Origin of the sequence: Micromonospora sp. NPDC005413 (genome assembly GCF_040606435.1) — a bacterium.
GTDB lineage: Bacteria > Actinomycetota > Actinomycetes > Mycobacteriales > Micromonosporaceae > Micromonospora.
In genome coordinates, this window is record NZ_JBEXEV010000018.1 from 14,077 (window position 1) to 29,062 (window position 14,986).

General features: G+C 70.0%; 12 protein-coding genes. 9 read left to right on the forward strand and 3 right to left on the reverse strand.

The genetic code is table 11. From position 1 onward, the window contains the following. Window positions 1-150: 150 nt before the first annotated feature. Window positions 151-3,492 carry a BTAD domain-containing putative transcriptional regulator gene (locus tag ABZS37_RS19430; RefSeq protein WP_355170726.1) on the forward strand — a complete coding sequence of 1,114 codons (3,342 nt, stop codon included), beginning with the start codon at window positions 151-153 and terminating at the stop codon, window positions 3,490-3,492. 19 nt (window positions 3,493-3,511) lie between these two features. On the opposite strand, the gene ABZS37_RS19435 is transcribed toward ABZS37_RS19430, so the two are convergent. Next, the gene (locus ABZS37_RS19435) at window positions 3,512-4,198 is read right to left on the reverse strand and encodes a hemerythrin domain-containing protein (RefSeq protein WP_355170728.1); all 687 of its coding nucleotides are present in this window, start codon (window positions 4,196-4,198) and stop codon (window positions 3,512-3,514) included. Between the two features lie 468 nt (window positions 4,199-4,666). Between ABZS37_RS19435 and ABZS37_RS19440 the strand changes: the two genes are divergently transcribed. Next, window positions 4,667-5,020, forward strand: coding sequence for a VOC family protein (locus ABZS37_RS19440; RefSeq protein ID WP_355170730.1), 354 nt, complete (start codon window positions 4,667-4,669; stop codon window positions 5,018-5,020). Between the two features lie 37 nt (window positions 5,021-5,057). On the opposite strand, the gene ABZS37_RS19445 is transcribed toward ABZS37_RS19440, so the two are convergent. Next, on the reverse strand, window positions 5,058-6,350 hold the full coding sequence (locus ABZS37_RS19445) for a GAF domain-containing protein (protein ID WP_355170732.1): 1,293 nt from the start codon (window positions 6,348-6,350) through the stop codon (window positions 5,058-5,060). Between the two features lie 411 nt (window positions 6,351-6,761). On the opposite strand from ABZS37_RS19445, the gene ABZS37_RS19450 reads away from it, so the two are divergent. Further along, complete coding sequence (locus tag ABZS37_RS19450) at window positions 6,762-7,589, forward strand: SAM-dependent methyltransferase (RefSeq protein ID WP_355170734.1); 828 nt, start codon at window positions 6,762-6,764, stop codon at window positions 7,587-7,589. Window positions 7,590-8,214: 625 nt separating this feature from the next. Here the strand turns inward: ABZS37_RS19450 and ABZS37_RS19455 are convergent. After that, the gene (locus ABZS37_RS19455; protein WP_355170736.1) at window positions 8,215-8,979 is read right to left on the reverse strand and encodes a FadR/GntR family transcriptional regulator; all 765 of its coding nucleotides are present in this window, start codon (window positions 8,977-8,979) and stop codon (window positions 8,215-8,217) included. A 187-nt stretch (window positions 8,980-9,166) separates the two neighbouring features. On the opposite strand from ABZS37_RS19455, the gene ABZS37_RS19460 reads away from it, so the two are divergent. The 6 genes from ABZS37_RS19460 to ABZS37_RS19485 all read left to right on the forward strand — a co-directional run bounded on the left by ABZS37_RS19460 (window position 9,167) and on the right by ABZS37_RS19485 (window position 14,982). Beyond that, the gene (locus ABZS37_RS19460; RefSeq protein WP_355170738.1) at window positions 9,167-10,405 is read left to right on the forward strand and encodes a sugar ABC transporter substrate-binding protein; all 1,239 of its coding nucleotides are present in this window, start codon (window positions 9,167-9,169) and stop codon (window positions 10,403-10,405) included. A 70-nt stretch (window positions 10,406-10,475) separates the two neighbouring features. Further along, window positions 10,476-11,423: a sugar ABC transporter permease gene (locus ABZS37_RS19465; RefSeq protein ID WP_355170740.1), complete on the forward strand. Its 948-nt coding sequence runs from the start codon at window positions 10,476-10,478 to the stop codon at window positions 11,421-11,423. Then, window positions 11,420-12,235 (forward strand): carbohydrate ABC transporter permease, encoded by an 816-nt coding sequence (locus ABZS37_RS19470; protein WP_355170742.1) that lies wholly within the window; start codon window positions 11,420-11,422, stop codon window positions 12,233-12,235. Before ABZS37_RS19465 ends, ABZS37_RS19470 begins: the two co-directional genes overlap by 4 nt. Window positions 12,236-12,242: 7 nt before the next feature. Then, window positions 12,243-13,391: a galactonate dehydratase gene (gene dgoD, locus ABZS37_RS19475; RefSeq protein WP_355170744.1), complete on the forward strand. Its 1,149-nt coding sequence runs from the start codon at window positions 12,243-12,245 to the stop codon at window positions 13,389-13,391. 2 nt (window positions 13,392-13,393) lie between these two features. Continuing rightward, window positions 13,394-14,032: a bifunctional 4-hydroxy-2-oxoglutarate aldolase/2-dehydro-3-deoxy-phosphogluconate aldolase gene (locus ABZS37_RS19480; RefSeq protein WP_355170746.1), complete on the forward strand. Its 639-nt coding sequence runs from the start codon at window positions 13,394-13,396 to the stop codon at window positions 14,030-14,032. After that, window positions 14,029-14,982, forward strand: coding sequence for a sugar kinase (locus ABZS37_RS19485; protein WP_355170748.1), 954 nt, complete (start codon window positions 14,029-14,031; stop codon window positions 14,980-14,982). The genes ABZS37_RS19480 and ABZS37_RS19485 overlap by 4 nt, the downstream gene beginning before the upstream one ends. The last annotated feature ends 4 nt before the right edge of the window (window positions 14,983-14,986 follow it).

Sequence of the window (14,986 nt, forward strand, 5' to 3'; positions counted from 1 at the left end):
TCGATTGGGAATCGTTGGCGACCGGCCTGGGCTCGTCGTGAGCACAATCCGGACATGGAGACACCCGGCCAGAAACAGTGGCCCGACCGGCGAGCCGGAACTGCCGGATGTTCGATCTCCGAGGCGGGCTCGCCTGACTAGGGTCACAGCGTGACGACGATCGGCGTGCTCGGCCCGGTGTGGGCCACCCGCGACGACGCCATGATCAACCTCGGGGCACCCCGGCAGCGCGCGGTGCTGGCCCGGCTCGTCGCCGAAGACGGCCATGTGTTGTCGGTCGACCGGCTCGTGGAGGATCTGTGGTCGGGAGATCCGCCCCCGCGAGCCCAGGCCGCCCTGCAGGTGTACGTGTCGAATTTGCGCCGGGCGCTGGAACCGGACCGACCGTCCCGCGCGCCCGCCCGGATCCTCGTCACCGTCGCCCCTGGCTACGCCCTGAGGCTACCGACAGCGGACGTGGACGCCTGGCGGTTCGAGGCGCTGCTCCGGGCGGCGACACCGGACGCCGAGCACCGGCCCGTCGCAGCCGTGTCCAGCCTGAACGAGGCCCTCGCCTGTTGGAACGGGGCCACACCGTACGCCGAGTTCGTCGGGGAGCCATGGGCGGATCGGGAAAGCGAACGATTGTCCCAGCTACGACTGACCGCCGTCGAGCAGCGGGCACAGGTGCTGCTGGACCTGGCTCGCCCGAACGAGGTGGTCTTCGACCTCGACCCGCACGTGCGGGAGCATCCGCTGCGGGAGCGGGCCGCCATGCTGCTCGCGGTCGCGTTGTACCGCCTCGGGCGGCAGGCCGAGGCGCTCGACGTGCTGCGCGCGGTCCGCGCCACGCTGGCTGAGCAGTTGGGCATCGACCCCAGCCGTGAGTTGCGGAGCCTGGAGACGGACCTGCTGCGGCAGAGTCCCCGCCTGGAAGCGACTGCCGCTACCATCGCCCCGCCGGACCCCGCAGCCGGGCTGCCCGACCCGACGACCCCGTTCTGCCATGCCCCCACTGCCTCAGCACATCCGGGGCGAGCATTGGGCCGCGCGGCAGAACTGGCCCGGTTACGGGCCGCAGCCGACAGTGCCGCAGGGGCCGGTCTCGGCATCTGCTGGGTCGGCGCCGAAGCGGGAGCCGGGAAGTCGACGCTGGCACAACACTTCGCCCACTCCCTCGCCGCGAACGGCTGGCACTCGGTCACTGGGACCTGCCCGCAGGTAGAAGGCGCCCCTCCGGCCTGGGCATGGCACGAAGTGGTCACCGCCGCCCACCGACACCTCCCGCCCGACGAGGCGGAAGCCCACGGTCTACGCCTGCTCCTGGACTTCGGCACGCCGGTCGAGACACCCGGCGAGTACGACGAGTTCCACCTCCGTCAAGCGCTGGCCGCCTACCTGTCCCGGTTGACCCGCCAGGGCCCCTTGCTCGTGCTGATCGAGGACGTCCACCGTGCTGACGGCGAAACCCTGCGGATCCTTCGCCACCTCGCCGCCGCCCTCGCACGGGCACCCGTCCTCGTCGTGACGACGTACCGACCGGACGAGGTGACCGACGACCTCGCGGCGGCCCGAGCCGCGCTGGCCGGCGTACCGGCGGTCGACCTTGAGCTCGGCGGCCTCGACGCCGACGCCGTCACCGAACTGTTGCGCCGGCACGGCGTGGACACCACCGACACCGAGCTGCTGCGCACCGTCCGGGACCGTTCGGCGGGCAATCCACTGTTCACGATCGAGCTGGCCAAACTGATCGCGGCCGAAGGACCGGCGGCGGCGCTCAACGGCATCCCCGCCGGGCTGGGGCACGTGCTGGCACGGCGGCTGGCACGGCTGCCGGCCGCCGCGCAGACGGTGCTGCGGCACGCCGCCGTCTTCGGAGCGGACGCCGCCGTCGACACCCTGCTCGCGGTCGACGGCGGCCCAGAGGAAGCGGTCCTCGACGGTCTGGAGGCCGGCGTGACCGCGGGGCTGCTCGTCGAACCCGCGGCGGGACGGGTGCAATTCGCGCACGCCCTGATGCGCGACGTGCTCTATCACAGTGTCCCGCTGCTGCGACGCACTCGGATCCACCGCCGAATCCTCACCGTGCTGCAGGAACAGCGCTTCGAGGACGTGGCGGCGATGGGGCGGCACGCACTCGCGGCCCTTACCCCGTCCACCGCCGCCGACGCGATCGGACACCTCGCCGCCGCCGCGCGCCGCGCCGGTGACCTCGGCGCCCCTCGGGAGGCCGCCGCGCTCTGGGCCGGCGCGCTTCGCGCGGCCGACCTGGCCCCGGCGACTGCCGCCCACACGCGCCTGGACCTGCAGTGCAGCCTGGCCACCGCCAGCGCGCTCGCCGGTGACGTACTCACCGCGCGTGCCGCCCGCGGCGAGGCGGTCAGACTGGCCAGCGGCATCGGCGATCCCACAGCCATCCATGCGGCCCTGACCTGCTTCGACGCCCCGATTACCTGGACCATCAGGCCCGACCGCCTCGTCGACGAGCCGCTGGTCCGGCTGCTCGAACGGGAGCTGTCCCGAGTTGGCGACGACCGTCCCCAGCTGCGTTCCCGGCTGCTGAGCGTCCTCGCCTTCGAGATCGAAGGCGCCGACCAGGATCGCGCCGACGAGGTCACCCGGGAGGGCCTCTTGCTGGCCCGCCGGCAGGACGACCCGGCCGTGCTCTGCCGCGCGCTCAACGCGCGCTACTTCGTCACCGTCGCTCCCGCCCATCGCGACGAACTGCCCGCCGTCGGACGGGAACTGCTCGCGACAGCCGAGGCTGCGGGCCTCACCGCGTACCGCTGCGAGGCCCACCACATCCTCTACCAGGCCGCCCTCGCGGACGCCGACTTCGATCGGGCACGGCACCACGTCGACCGCGCGGTCGAGGAGGCCACCACGGGACAGCTCGGCCTGATCCTCGCCGTCATGGGATGGTTCACTGGCCTGTGCGCCCTGTTCAGAGGAGATCTCGACGAGGCGTCGCGCCGGTACGCGGAGATCAGTGACCGGATGAGCCGCGTCGGTGGCCCGAACGCGGCGGCGATGGGACTCATGGGCCGCTTCACCGTACTGAGCACCATCGGACGTGGACACGAGGTGATCGGGGAGATCCGGCAGGTGCACGCGCGGGTGCCGGACGACACCCACGACGTGCTGGCCCACGCGCTGCTCTCCGCCGGTGACCATGCCGAGGCGCGGGCCGTCTGGCGACCGGACGCCCCGATCCGTCCCGACTACCTGTGGCTGTACTGGATGACGCTGCGCGGTCAGGTCGCGGCACGGCTCGGCGACGCTCCGGCCGCACGGCGCTGCTACCGCGAGCTACTGCCGTGGGCCGGGCGCTTCGCCGGGCTGGAGTGTGGAACGATCTCGCTCGGGCCGGTGGACCAGACCCTCGCCGAACTCGCCGCCACGCTCGGCGAACCGACAGCCGCCGCCGTGCATCGGGACGCCGGGCTCCGGCTGGCCCGCACGGCCGGAGCCGTGCCATGGTGCGATGAATCGGCGTACGTGCCGGCGACCTGAACGCGATCGCCGTGTCCGGTCACCCGCCGAAGACCATCGCCTCCCGGCGGCGGAAACCTGGCCGCAACGCCGCGAGCGTCAGCCGCAGCACCGGTCCGGCGATCCGCTTCAGCTCGTCCAACTCCTCAGGCCGGGCGTAACGTTCGATCCGGGGCAGTTCGAAGCGCAGCGCGCCGCCCTTGCGCACGGCCCGCTCCACCGTGACCCAGTCCGCCACGCTGACGTATCGTCGGATCACCGGGAAGATCAGCCGTTCCTCCTCCTCGATGTGCTCGTCGAGGACGTCGCGCAGCTGGGCCAGGATCGCGGCGAGGCGCCCTGCCGAGGCTCGCACCTGTCCCTGCGCCGGATCGCCCGAGGTGAACACGGAGACCAGGTCGTCCACCGACGCGCGCGCCTCGTCCAGCACCGGATCGAGTGCCGCGTGGTCGTCGCTGAGGTCCCGCAGGTCGATCTCGGCGGCGGCCGAGCGTTCCAGCACCGGCCAGAGGACCTCGTCCTCCATTCGATGGTGATGGTGGATGCCGGCGCAGAGCAGCCACACGTACGTCCGCAGGGCCTTCGCCCGACGGCGGTCGTACGTGATGTGACCGGCGGCCACGCCGGCCGACAGGTCGGCCAGCCGCCGCGTGTCGGCCCGCATCGTGCGGTGGTTGATCCGGAAGCCGATGAGGTTTGGCCCGGTCTCGGAATCGGTCGTGCCCATGTTCTCCTCCGGCCGCTGCGGTCAGCGGCCCGCTCGGGGCGGCCGGCCATCGAGGGCCGGCCCGGTACCTGCCCAGGACGGCCGGTACGTTCTCGTGCCGACCCTTGACGAGCACGCCTGGCACTCACTTGGCGTCGACTTGGCGATGATCAGGCAACTCGGCCGCGACCCGAGGGCGGCGAATTGTCGCTCAGTTCGTACGCATCCCCCGGAGGTGATTTGCGGTGGTGAGCCAGCTGGAGAGCCGTTACCCGGGCGGCGCAGGACCTCGCCAAGGTCGTCGACGGCGGCGGCATCCGCGGCGGCCTCGATGCGTAGCAGCGCGCTGTCGTCACGCGAACCGACGGTGGGGTCGGTCTGTTCGCGGCCTGGCTCGACAGCCCGGCGCTGCCCCTCTACCTCAGTCATCACGGAACGCGTCTGCCGCAGGGATAATCGGGAGCGCCCCAGTCCGAGCAGGAGGTCCGCATGCGCGTCGTCCGCGTTCTCGCCAACCTTGCAGTGGCTGACATCAGCGCCGCGAAGGGTTTCTACACCGACTATCTCGGGCTGAGCACCGAGGAGTTCAACCTGGGCTGGGTGGCCCGCTACACCTCGCCCGACACCGGCGCGAACGTGCAGCTCGTCTCCGGCGACGCGTCCGCACCCGAGGATTCGGTCATCTCGGTGCAGGTGGACGACGTGGACGGCGCCTACGCGGAGGCACAGCGGCTCGACTACGAGATCGTGCACCCGCTGACCACGGAGCAATGGGGAGTGCGCCGGTTCTTCGTCCGCGCGCCGGACGGCAACGTCATCAACGTGGCAGCCCACCGATCCTGAATCACTCGGGCGGCGGCCCGGCGACCCGGTGGCCGTGTCAGCGGTTGAGGTAGGCGGCCAGGCCGCCGAGTTCTTCGCTGGCGATGAACACCGACCGAACGTTGAGGATGGCTTCCTCGACGTGGGCGGGGCAGCCCCACGCCGCGTCACCCCATGAATCGGCGATCTTGATCTCGGCCGGTGCGGTGCACTGCGTGGCGCCGCCGAGCTGACAACGCTCGGGGTGCGGCATGGTGGCCTGTGTCGCCGCGGCGGCACGCATCCGGGCGGCGAGTTCCGCGGCGGCACCGGCGCGCTGCTCAGCCTCGGCGCGCAGCTCCCGTTCCACACGTATCACCTTGGCGAGCTCGTCATGAGCTGACTTGGCGCGCGCTTCGGCCTCTGCTTTCGCCTGTTCGATGTGGTGGCGTTCGATGGCCAGGGCCGCGGTGCCGGCGAAGACCCGGGCAAGGGCGAGGTCAGCGTCCTGCGGGAAACGCGGAGTGCGGTGATACATCGCGAAGGTGCCCAGCAGGCCGCCGTCGCGGGCCAGGATCGGCGTGGACCAGCAGGCGGCCAATCCGGCCTGGCCGGCCAGGTCACGGAAGTCGTTCCAGAACGGGTCGGTGGTGATGTCGGTGACGATGACCGGTTCCCGACGGTGCGCAGCGGTGCCGCAGGAGCCGACGCCTTCACCGGTGGCGATCCCGTCGATGGCCTTGTTGTAGAAGTCGGGCAGGCTGGGCGCGGCGCCGTGACGCAGGTGCCGACCGTCGGAATCGGCGAGCAGTACGGAGACGAGCACCTCCTGCGGGGCCAGATCCTCGATACAGCGGACCATGCCGTCGAGCACCTCGCCCAGGGGTGCCTCACGGGCGATCTGCTCCAGCAGAGCCCGGTGTTCGCCCATCAGCCGTTGGGCTTGCTTGACCTGGGTGGTCTCCACCGCGATCACCCGGATCCCCGTCACGGTGCCGCTGACGTCTCGTCGCGGCTCGTAGGTGAAGTCGAAGTACGCCTCCCGCGCGTACGGGCCCCCGCCCAGCACGACCCGGACGTCACGGCCGGTGTAGGGCTCACCCGTGTGGTAGACCTGGTTCAGCAGAGCGATGAAGTCTTGACCAGCCAGTTCGGGCATCAGGTCGACCAGCCCGACCCCGGTGCGAGCCCGTTCTTCGCCGACGGTGGCGAAGAACGCCGGATTCGCCGTCTCCACCAGGTGCTCCGGCCCGGCGAGCGACACGAAGAGGGCGGTGGACTGCCCGAACAACGCCCGTAGATCCTCCTCTGCGCCGTGTCCGGCAACCACCGGATCCAGAGCACTCGGCCGCTGGCCTGGTGCCGCCGTCATCCTGTGGTCCGCCTCTCCTCGCACGCCACCAACCTACGGGACACCGCCCCGGTGCTGACAGAACCGCGGCCGAAACTGATGAGCAGCGCCGCCAGCCCGCGGGGAGGGGGACGGTTCCGGCCGGTCACGCGGCCAACTCGGGGCAGCAGACAGTGAGCGCGCCAGGCATCGAGCGCACCTTGAGCTTCCGGACGCCGTACCTGTACAGATCCCGTGCCGCACTCGGCCAGAGATGCCGGTCGGCGTCCGCTACGGCGCGTCGCTCGATGAGTGCGCTGGTGAGGGGACGATTCGATGGGAGCGATACCAGTCGGGGCGAAATTCAACCCTCCCGATCGCTACACTCGCCCGCAACGCCGGCACCGCCCGCAGACCTCAGCCTGCGCTCATCCCAATCGAATGGAGACGCCTGTGACCCGCGACAAGGCGGCACCCCCCGGCATCGACCCCCGCATTCCCAGCGTGGCTCGGGTCTATGACTTCTTCCTGGGGGGCAAGGACAACTTCGAGGTCGACCGAAAGGTTGCCGAGCAGGCCCTGCAGATCACACCGGACGGGCCGGCGGCCGGCCAGGCGAACCGGGCCTTTCTGCGTCGGGTGATTCGCTTCCTTGTCACCGAGGCGGGCATCGACCAGTTCCTCGACATTGGATCGGGGCTGCCCACCCAGGGCAACGTGCACGAGGTCGCCACCGAGCACAACCCGAAGGCCCAAGTGGTGTACGTGGACAATGATCCGATCGTCCTGACCCACGGGCGGGCCCTGCTCGCCGCGGAGGGCACCGCGACGGTGATCCAGGCCGACATCCGGGCACCGCAGGAGATCCTCAATCACCCGGACGTACGTCGGTTCCTCGATTTCGACCGGCCGATCGGGTTGTTGCTCTTCGCGATCCTGCACCACCTCGGTGACGACGAGGATCCGCGAGCGGTGGCGGCGGCGTTGATCGACGCGCTGCCCTCCGGCAGCTACGTGGCGATCTCGCACTTCCGCGACCCGGCCGAGCGCGACCCAGAGGGCTCCCGCAAGGCCCGCGAGGTCGAGCGGGTCTTCAACGAGTCGCTGGGCACCGGCCGCTGGCGTACCGACGAGGAGATCCTCTCCTTCGCCGATGGGCTGACGCTGCTGGAACCGGGGCTGGTGTCGCTGGCCGAGTGGCGTCCAGAGCCGGGCACGCCCGCTCCGAAGCAGACTGACACCTATCACACCTTTGTCGGGCTACTCGCCCGCAAGCCGTAGGCTCCGTCTTCCGGTGAGGTCCGTCGGCGAGAGCGCGCCCCGCCGACGGACGCGTCGGATGACGCGGGCGAGAACATGCCCGCCGGTCTCCCGTACGCGGTGCTGCCAGACATATCCCGGCGGCTGCCTGACCGCGCACCCCGGTTGGCGCATCGGATTGCGGCGTCGGTGTCTTAGATGACGTTGATTCGGATGATGCGCCGGATACCCGACCCGCCGACGGTGCTTGGGTTGGCTGCAGCCCGGTGAACGGGTAAATCCACTTCGTGTGGGCTGCGGTGATCACCTGCGCTCAGAGGGCGTTTCAACCGGCTGAGCAAGCCGTACCACGACGTACCGCGGGTGCCGCCGGCCGAGGCCGAGGTCGAGCAGTTGTTCACCGGCTGGCGGGAGTCCCTGCCGTACGCGCGGAAGTTCCTGCCGGCGGCCCGGGACTTTCGGAACCGAAGCAGAGCAGTACGCTCATCACAGCCCACCCGCACTCGGGTTCGTGGGCCTGTCAGAACTTTGTGGTTGATCTTGGTGTGGTCCGTTAGGTCGGGTAGGAAGCCCGGCCAGAGGCGATCACGTCATCAGTGAAGAGGGTCCACACGGATCTGGGGCCGGTCGGGTTCTGCGATCCTGCTCAGCCCCGCCCGGGTTCGCCGGTCTGCTCCCACATCGACTTCATCTCGCCGAACGCCTGCTCCATGATCTGGACCATGGCGGCACGGGCGCGGGCGCCGTCGTGACGCTGGATCGCCTGCGCCACGTCGGCGTGCAGTTGGAGAGCCTGCTCGTGGGGGTAGTGCGGCATCAGGTCGTAGTGGTGGCGGCCGGTGAGCACCTCCGCCACCAGGTCCTGCAGCTTGACGAACATCTCGTTACCCGAGGCTGCCAGCACCCGCCGGTGGAACTCGATGTCGAGGCGGAGGAAGCGGTCCTCATCCCCGGCCTTCCCGGCGGCCCACATCTTGGCCGCCAACCCGACGAGATCGCTCGCCTCGTCGTGGTCGGCCCGGCGAGCGGCCAGCCAGGCGGCGTGCGGCTCGACGGCGGTCCGTAGTTCGGTGATCGAGCGCATCTGCGCCATCCGGCCCTCGGAGGCCAGTCGCCAGCGAATCACCTGCGGGTCGAAGACGTTCCAGTCGCGTGCCGACCGGATCATCACCCCGACCCGCCGACGGGTCTCGATGAACCCCATGGCGGCGAGCACCCGCAAGACCTCGCGGACGACCGAGCGGGACACGCCGTACCGGTCGACCAGCTCGTCGATGTTCAGGACGGAGCCGGGTGTCAGCTGGCCGCCGCAGATGGCGGTGCCGAGGTGGTCGAGAACTTGTGCGTGCAGCCCGGCCTCGGCAGGGGCCTTCTTTTGGACGGCTGCAACCCCTGATGAGGACCGGTCCACGCCTTGGAGCATATCAGTTGAACATTACTACTTGAATAAATCCGCTTTATCGGCCTAGCATCCGGACGTTAAGCGGACGTTAACCGCGAGGTCGCGCTCCACCCCCGAAGCGGCGACCAGGACAGAAGGAGAGATGGACGTGCGGCGTCGATCGATATTTGGAACTTCTCTGGCCGTGGTTGCCGCCATGGGCCTGTCGGCGTGCGGCGGCGGTGACGACAGCGCCGCATCGAAGACGGTGCGGGTGACCCTGGCCAACCACGTGTGGACGGAGAACATCAAGCAGGCCCTGCCCGAGTTCGAGAAGCAGACCGGCCTGAAGGTCGAGATCACCCAGCTCGGCGAGGACCAGCTCTCCGACCAGTACAACGTCAAGCTGAACGCGGGCTCCAGCGACCTCGACGTGATGATGTACCGCCCCCTGCAGGAGGGGAAGCTGTTCGCCAAGAACAAATACCTCGCCGACCTGTCCGACGAGGTGAAGTCCAACAAGGACTGGGACTTCAGCGACTTCCAGGCCGGCCCGGTGGAGGCCACCTCGTACGAGGACAAGGCGGTCGGTGTCCCGATCATCACCGAACAGGAAGTCCTCTACTACCGCAAGGACCTGCTGGCCAAGGCCGGTCTGACCGCCCCGCCGAAGACTCTCGACGAGCTCAAGACAGCCGCAGCCAAGATCAAGGCCACCGACCCGAGCGTCGCGGGCTTCGTGGCCCGTACCGGAAAGTCGCCGGCGGTCACCCAGTTCTCCAGCTTCCTCTACAGCTTCGGCGGCGACTTCGTCGACAGCAGCGGTAAGGCCTCCGTCAACAGCGAGCAGGCCAAGCAGGCGTACGCCTACTACGGCGGGCTCCTCAAGGACCACGGCCCGGCGAACGTCAGCACCGACATGAGCTGGCCCGAGGCGATGGCCATCTTCACCCAGGGCAAGGCCGCGTTCTACACCGAGGCCAACTCGCTCTACAAGAACGCCACCGACCCGGCCAAGTCGAAGGTCTCCGACACCGTCGGCTTCGCACCCTTCCCGGCGGGCCCCGCCGGCTCGAAGCCGTACAACATCCCCTCCTGGGCGCTGGGCATCAACGACAACTCCGAGAACCAGAGCAACGCTTGGAAGTTCGTCGAGTGGGCGACCAGCAAGGAGCAGACGCTCGCGCAGCAGAAGTCCGGCGTGCCGGGTGCGCGTAGCTCGGTCTGGACCAACCCGGAGGGCACCGCGACGTACCCGAAGGACCTCGTCGAGGCCATCGCGGCCAGCACCAAGGAAGGCGTGGGTCACGACCGCCCGCTGGTCAACAAGGTCGCCCAGGCCCGCGAGATCGTCGGCCAGCCGATCGTCGACGCCATCGCCGGCAAGGACGCGGCGGCGGCGGCCGACACCGCCAACGCAGCGTTCCAGAAGTTCCTGGACGACGAGGCCAAGTAAGCCTGGCGCGGGGGTGGTGGGCCGGTCCGGCTCCGCCACCCCCGTCCGGCCCGCCCACCCCGGAGATCTCATGGCAGCAGTGACCACCCCCACCAGACCCCCCCGTACAACCTCGGAGACGCCGGACACGCCGGCGTGGGCCCGCTGGGCCAACGACCACCGCAAATGGCTCTTCGCGGCGCCGGCCATGGTCTTCGTCGCCGCGCTGATCATCTTCCCGCTGGCCTGGACCGGATACCTCAGCCTCACCGACGCCGAAGGCTCGGTCCGGGCGGAATCCGAGTTCGTGGGCTTCCAGAACTACGTCGAGGTGCTCTCGGACACCGGCCGGTTCTGGCCGGCCGTCGCCCGGACCGCCGCGTTCACCGTCGTCGCGCTGCTGTTCGAGGTCGTCCTCGGCATGGCGGTCGCGCTGCTGCTGTGGCGACCGTTCCGGGGTCAGAAATGGGTCCGGGTCGCCATCCTGATGCCGCTGGTCGCCACCCCGGTCGCGGTCGGCATGATGTGGCGGCTCATCTTCGACCCGAACATCGGCCTGGCGAACCAGGTCCTCGGCTGGGTCGGCATCGGCCCGCAACCGTGGCTGGCCGGCCAGCACTCGGCGCTGCCCACGACGATCTTCATCGACGTCTGGCAGTGGACCCCGATGGTGGTGCTGATCCTGCTCGCCGGCCTGAGCTCGCTCTCCGACGAGCCCCAGGAGGCGGCGCGAATCGACGGCGCCAGCACCTGGCAGCGGTTCCGGCACGTCACCCTGCCGCTGGTGATGCCGACCGTGATCGTCGCGATCCTGCTGCGTGGCATCGACGCGCTGAAGACCTTCGACATCCTCTACGCCACGAAGGGCCGCGGTGGCGGCTCGTTCCACGAGGTCGAAACGCTCAACGTGTACGCCTACGGCCTGAGCTTCGACTACAACGAGTACGGCATCTCATCGACCGTCCTCATCATCTTCTTCCTGATCATCATCGGATCGATGTGGGCCCTGACGTCTCGTAGGAAGGAGGCGCAGCGATGAAGCCCCGCCCCACGTACCGGGTGTTCCGCGTCGTGGCGCTCACCGTCGTGGTGATCGCGCTGCTCGCACCGCTGCTCTGGATGGTCGCCGCGTCGTTCAAGACGAACGTCGACATCTACGACACGGGCAAGGCGCTCGTCTTCTCGCCCACGATGGACAACTACGCAAACGTCCTGGAGCAGGCCAACTACGTCCAGTTCATCGGCAACAGCCTCTGGGTGGCCTTCGCGGCCACGGTGCTCTCCATCGTCCTCGGTGTGCCCGCGGCGTACTCCATGAGCCGCTTCAACATGAGGAAGTCCGCGGTCGTGGTGCTGATGGCGCGGGTCATCCCCGGCGTCTCGCTGCTGGTGCCCTGGTACTACGTCTTCTCCAACCTGAAGATGGTCGGCGGGTTCAGCGTGCTCGTCGTCAGCCACATGTTCGTGTCACTGCCGCTGGTGGTCTACATCATGATGGGCTACTTCGACAGCCTCCCCGTCGAACTCGAGGAGGCGGCGCTCGTCGACGGGCTGACCCACATCGGGGCGTTCCGCCGGGTCACGCTGCCGCTGTCGATCCCAGGCGTGGCCACCGCCGGCATCCTGTCGTTCATCTTCTCCTGGAACAACTTCATGTTCGCCCTGGTGCTCTCCGGCGCGGACACCAAGACCCTGCCCGTCGCGATCTTCGACTTCGTCGGCTATGCCAGCATCGACTGGGGCGGCCTCATGGCGGCGGCCAGCGTCGTCACCCTGCCGATCATGCTGATCGCCCTGTTCGTGCAGAAGTACGTCGTCTCCGGCCTCACCGCCGGCGCGACGAAGGGCTAAGGACACCATGACGACAATCGCACGGGTCGAGACCTTCCTCGTCGCGCCCCGGTGGCTCTTCGTCCGCGTCGAGACCGAATCCGGAATCGTCGGCTGGGGCGAGGCGACCTGTGAGGGCCGGTCCGAAACCGTCCGCACCGCGGTCGAGCAGCTCAGCGAGCTGCTGATCGGCCGGGACGCGCTGCGGATCGAGGACCACTGGCAGACCATGACGAAGGGCTCCTTCTACCGGGGCGGCCCGATCCTGGCCAGCGCCGTGTCCGGCCTGGACCAGGCGCTGTGGGACATCGCCGGCAAGCGGTACGGGGCGCCGGTGCACCAGTTGCTCGGCGGCCCGGTCCGGGACCGGATCCGGGTCTACGGCTGGGTCGGCGGCGACGAGCCCAGCGAGGTCCGCGACCACATCGCGGCCCAGATGGCGGCCGGGTTGACGGCCGTCAAGATGAACGCGTCCGGGCGGATGAGCCCGATCGCGTCGGTCGCCGAACTGGACGGGGTGGTCCAGCGGGTCGCCGCCGCCCGGGAGGTGCTGGGCGACGAGCGTGACGTCGCCGTCGACTTCCACGGCCGGTTCACCCTCGCCAACGCCCGCCGCGTCGCCCCGCTGCTCGAGCCGTACCGGCCGCTCTTTCTCGAAGAGCCGGTCGTACCGGAGAACTCCCACCTCATCGGCGACTTCGTGCGGTCCACGACCACGCCGGTGTCGACCGGAGAGCGGCTCTACAGCCGGCAGGAGTTCCTGCCCGTCTTCCAGGCCGGCATCGCGGTCGCCCAGCCGGACCTCTCGCACGCCGGCGGGATCTCCGAGGTACGCCGGATCGCCGCGCTCGCCGAGGTGTACGACGTGCAGCTCGCTCCGCACTGCCCACTCGGGCCGATCGCCCTCGCGGCGTGCCTGCAGATCGGCTTCGCCACACCCAACTACCTGATCCAGGAACAGAGCATCGGCATCCACTACAACCTCGGCGCCGAGGTGCTCGACTACGTCGTGGAGACCACGCCGCTGAAATTCGTCGACGGGCACATCGAGCGGCTCACCGCGCCCGGGCTCGGCATCGAGATCGACGAGCAGGCGGTTCGGGCCGCGGACAAGCGTGGGCACGTCTGGCGCAGCCCCACCTTCCGGCACCCCGACGGCTCCTACGCGGAGTGGTGAGCATGACCTTCGACCTGACCGGCGAACTCGCCGCAGCCCGCGTGCTGGGGATCATCCGCGGCACCGACACCGCCGCCGCGATCGCCACCGGCATAACGCTGCTGGAGGAGGGCGTACGCATCGTCGAGGTGGCCCTCACGACGCCGGGAGCGTTGCACGCCATCGACGCCATCCGGGCGGCCGCGCCGGCCGGAGCGCTGATCGGCGCGGGGACGGTGCTCACCGCCGCCGACGTCGCCGACGTGGCCGCCGCCGGAGCGCACTTCGTCGTCACACCAGCCGTCGTCGAGTCCATCCCCGAGGCCGTCCGCCGCGGACTACCGGTCGCCGCCGGGGCGCTCACCCCGACCGAGGCGTACACCGCGGTCCGGATGGGGGCGTCCGCGGTGAAGCTCTTCCCCGCCTCGCTCGGCGGACCGGCGTACCTCAGGGCGCTGCGCGACCCGTTCCCGGAGCTTCCCCTCGTCGCGGTCGGCGGGGTGGGCCTGGCCGAGATGCCCGCCTACCTGGACGCCGGGGCCATCGCCGTCGGCGTCGGCGGCCCGCTGGTGGGCGACGCCGCCGCCGGCGGCGATCTCGACGCGCTGCGCGCCCGGGCGCGCGCCTACCTGGCGGCGGCGACCCACCGGCCGGTCTCATGACCGCGGTCGACGTGCTCACCTTCGGCGAGTCACTGGTGTCGCTGCGGACGGCCGGACCGCTGGCCGTCGGGGGTGCCCTGACCATGCACCTGGCCGGCGCGGAGTCCAACGTCGCGATCGGACTGGCCCGGCTCGGCCACCGGACCGCCTGGGTCGGCCGGGTCAGCGACGACGAGCTGGGCGAGTACGTGCTGCGGCAACTGCGCGCCGAGGGCGTACGCGTCGACGGCGTGGCCACGGATCCCGCCCGTCCCGCCGGGCTGATGTTCCTGGAACGGCGCACCGCCGACGTGACCCGGGTGCGGTACCACCGGGCCGGCTCGGCCGGGTCCGCCCTGAACGTCGAGGACGTCCGCACACCTATCGCCGAGGGCGCCCGGGTCCTGCATCTGACCGGGATCACCCCGGCGCTGTCCGGCAGCGCCCGCGAGGCCGCCACCTGGGCGGCCGAGACAGCGTCCCGGTCCGGAACGGTCGTCTGCCTCGACGTCAACTACCGGGCCCGGCTCTGGACCCGGGAGGCGGCCCGCAAGGCGCTCACCCCGCTGGCCGCGTACGCCTCGCTGGTCATCGCCTCGGCCGACGAGCTGGACCTCGTCGACGAGCCCGGGGCAGACGAGTCCACCGTCGCCGCGCGCCTGCTGGCGCGCGGCGTGCAGACCGTCCTGGTCAAGCTCGGCGCCGACGGCGTCCGGGCCCACACCGACCAGGGCGTCCGGCACGTCGCTGCGGTGCCGGTGACCGCAGTGGACGCGGTCGGCGCCGGTGACGCGTTCAGCGCCGGCTACCTCTCCGGGCATCTCGACGGACTCGACCTCGACGGCCGCCTGCACCGCGCCGTGACTCTGGGCGCCTTCGCCGTCTCCGGTCACGGCGACTGGGAGGGCCTGCCGCGCCGTAACGAACTGTCCCTTTTGGATGGACACGAGACTGGAAGCACCATCCGTTGAACCC

Excerpts from the sequence above, each read along its gene's own strand:
- ABZS37_RS19435 (WP_355170728.1), bottom strand. The coding sequence starts at position 4,198 with ATGGGCACGACCGATTCCGAGACCGGGCCAAACCTCATCGGCTTCCGG.
- ABZS37_RS19440 (WP_355170730.1), top strand. The coding sequence starts at position 4,667 with ATGCGCGTCGTCCGCGTTCTCGCCAACCTTGCAGTGGCTGACATCAGC.
- ABZS37_RS19445 (WP_355170732.1), bottom strand. The coding sequence starts at position 6,350 with ATGACGGCGGCACCAGGCCAGCGGCCGAGTGCTCTGGATCCGGTGGTT.
- ABZS37_RS19460 (WP_355170738.1), top strand. The coding sequence starts at position 9,167 with ATGGGCCTGTCGGCGTGCGGCGGCGGTGACGACAGCGCCGCATCGAAG.
- ABZS37_RS19465 (WP_355170740.1), top strand. The coding sequence starts at position 10,476 with ATGGCAGCAGTGACCACCCCCACCAGACCCCCCCGTACAACCTCGGAG.
- ABZS37_RS19470 (WP_355170742.1), top strand. The coding sequence starts at position 11,420 with ATGAAGCCCCGCCCCACGTACCGGGTGTTCCGCGTCGTGGCGCTCACC.
- dgoD (WP_355170744.1), top strand. The coding sequence starts at position 12,243 with ATGACGACAATCGCACGGGTCGAGACCTTCCTCGTCGCGCCCCGGTGG.
- ABZS37_RS19480 (WP_355170746.1), top strand. The coding sequence starts at position 13,394 with ATGACCTTCGACCTGACCGGCGAACTCGCCGCAGCCCGCGTGCTGGGG.
- ABZS37_RS19485 (WP_355170748.1), top strand. The coding sequence starts at position 14,029 with ATGACCGCGGTCGACGTGCTCACCTTCGGCGAGTCACTGGTGTCGCTG.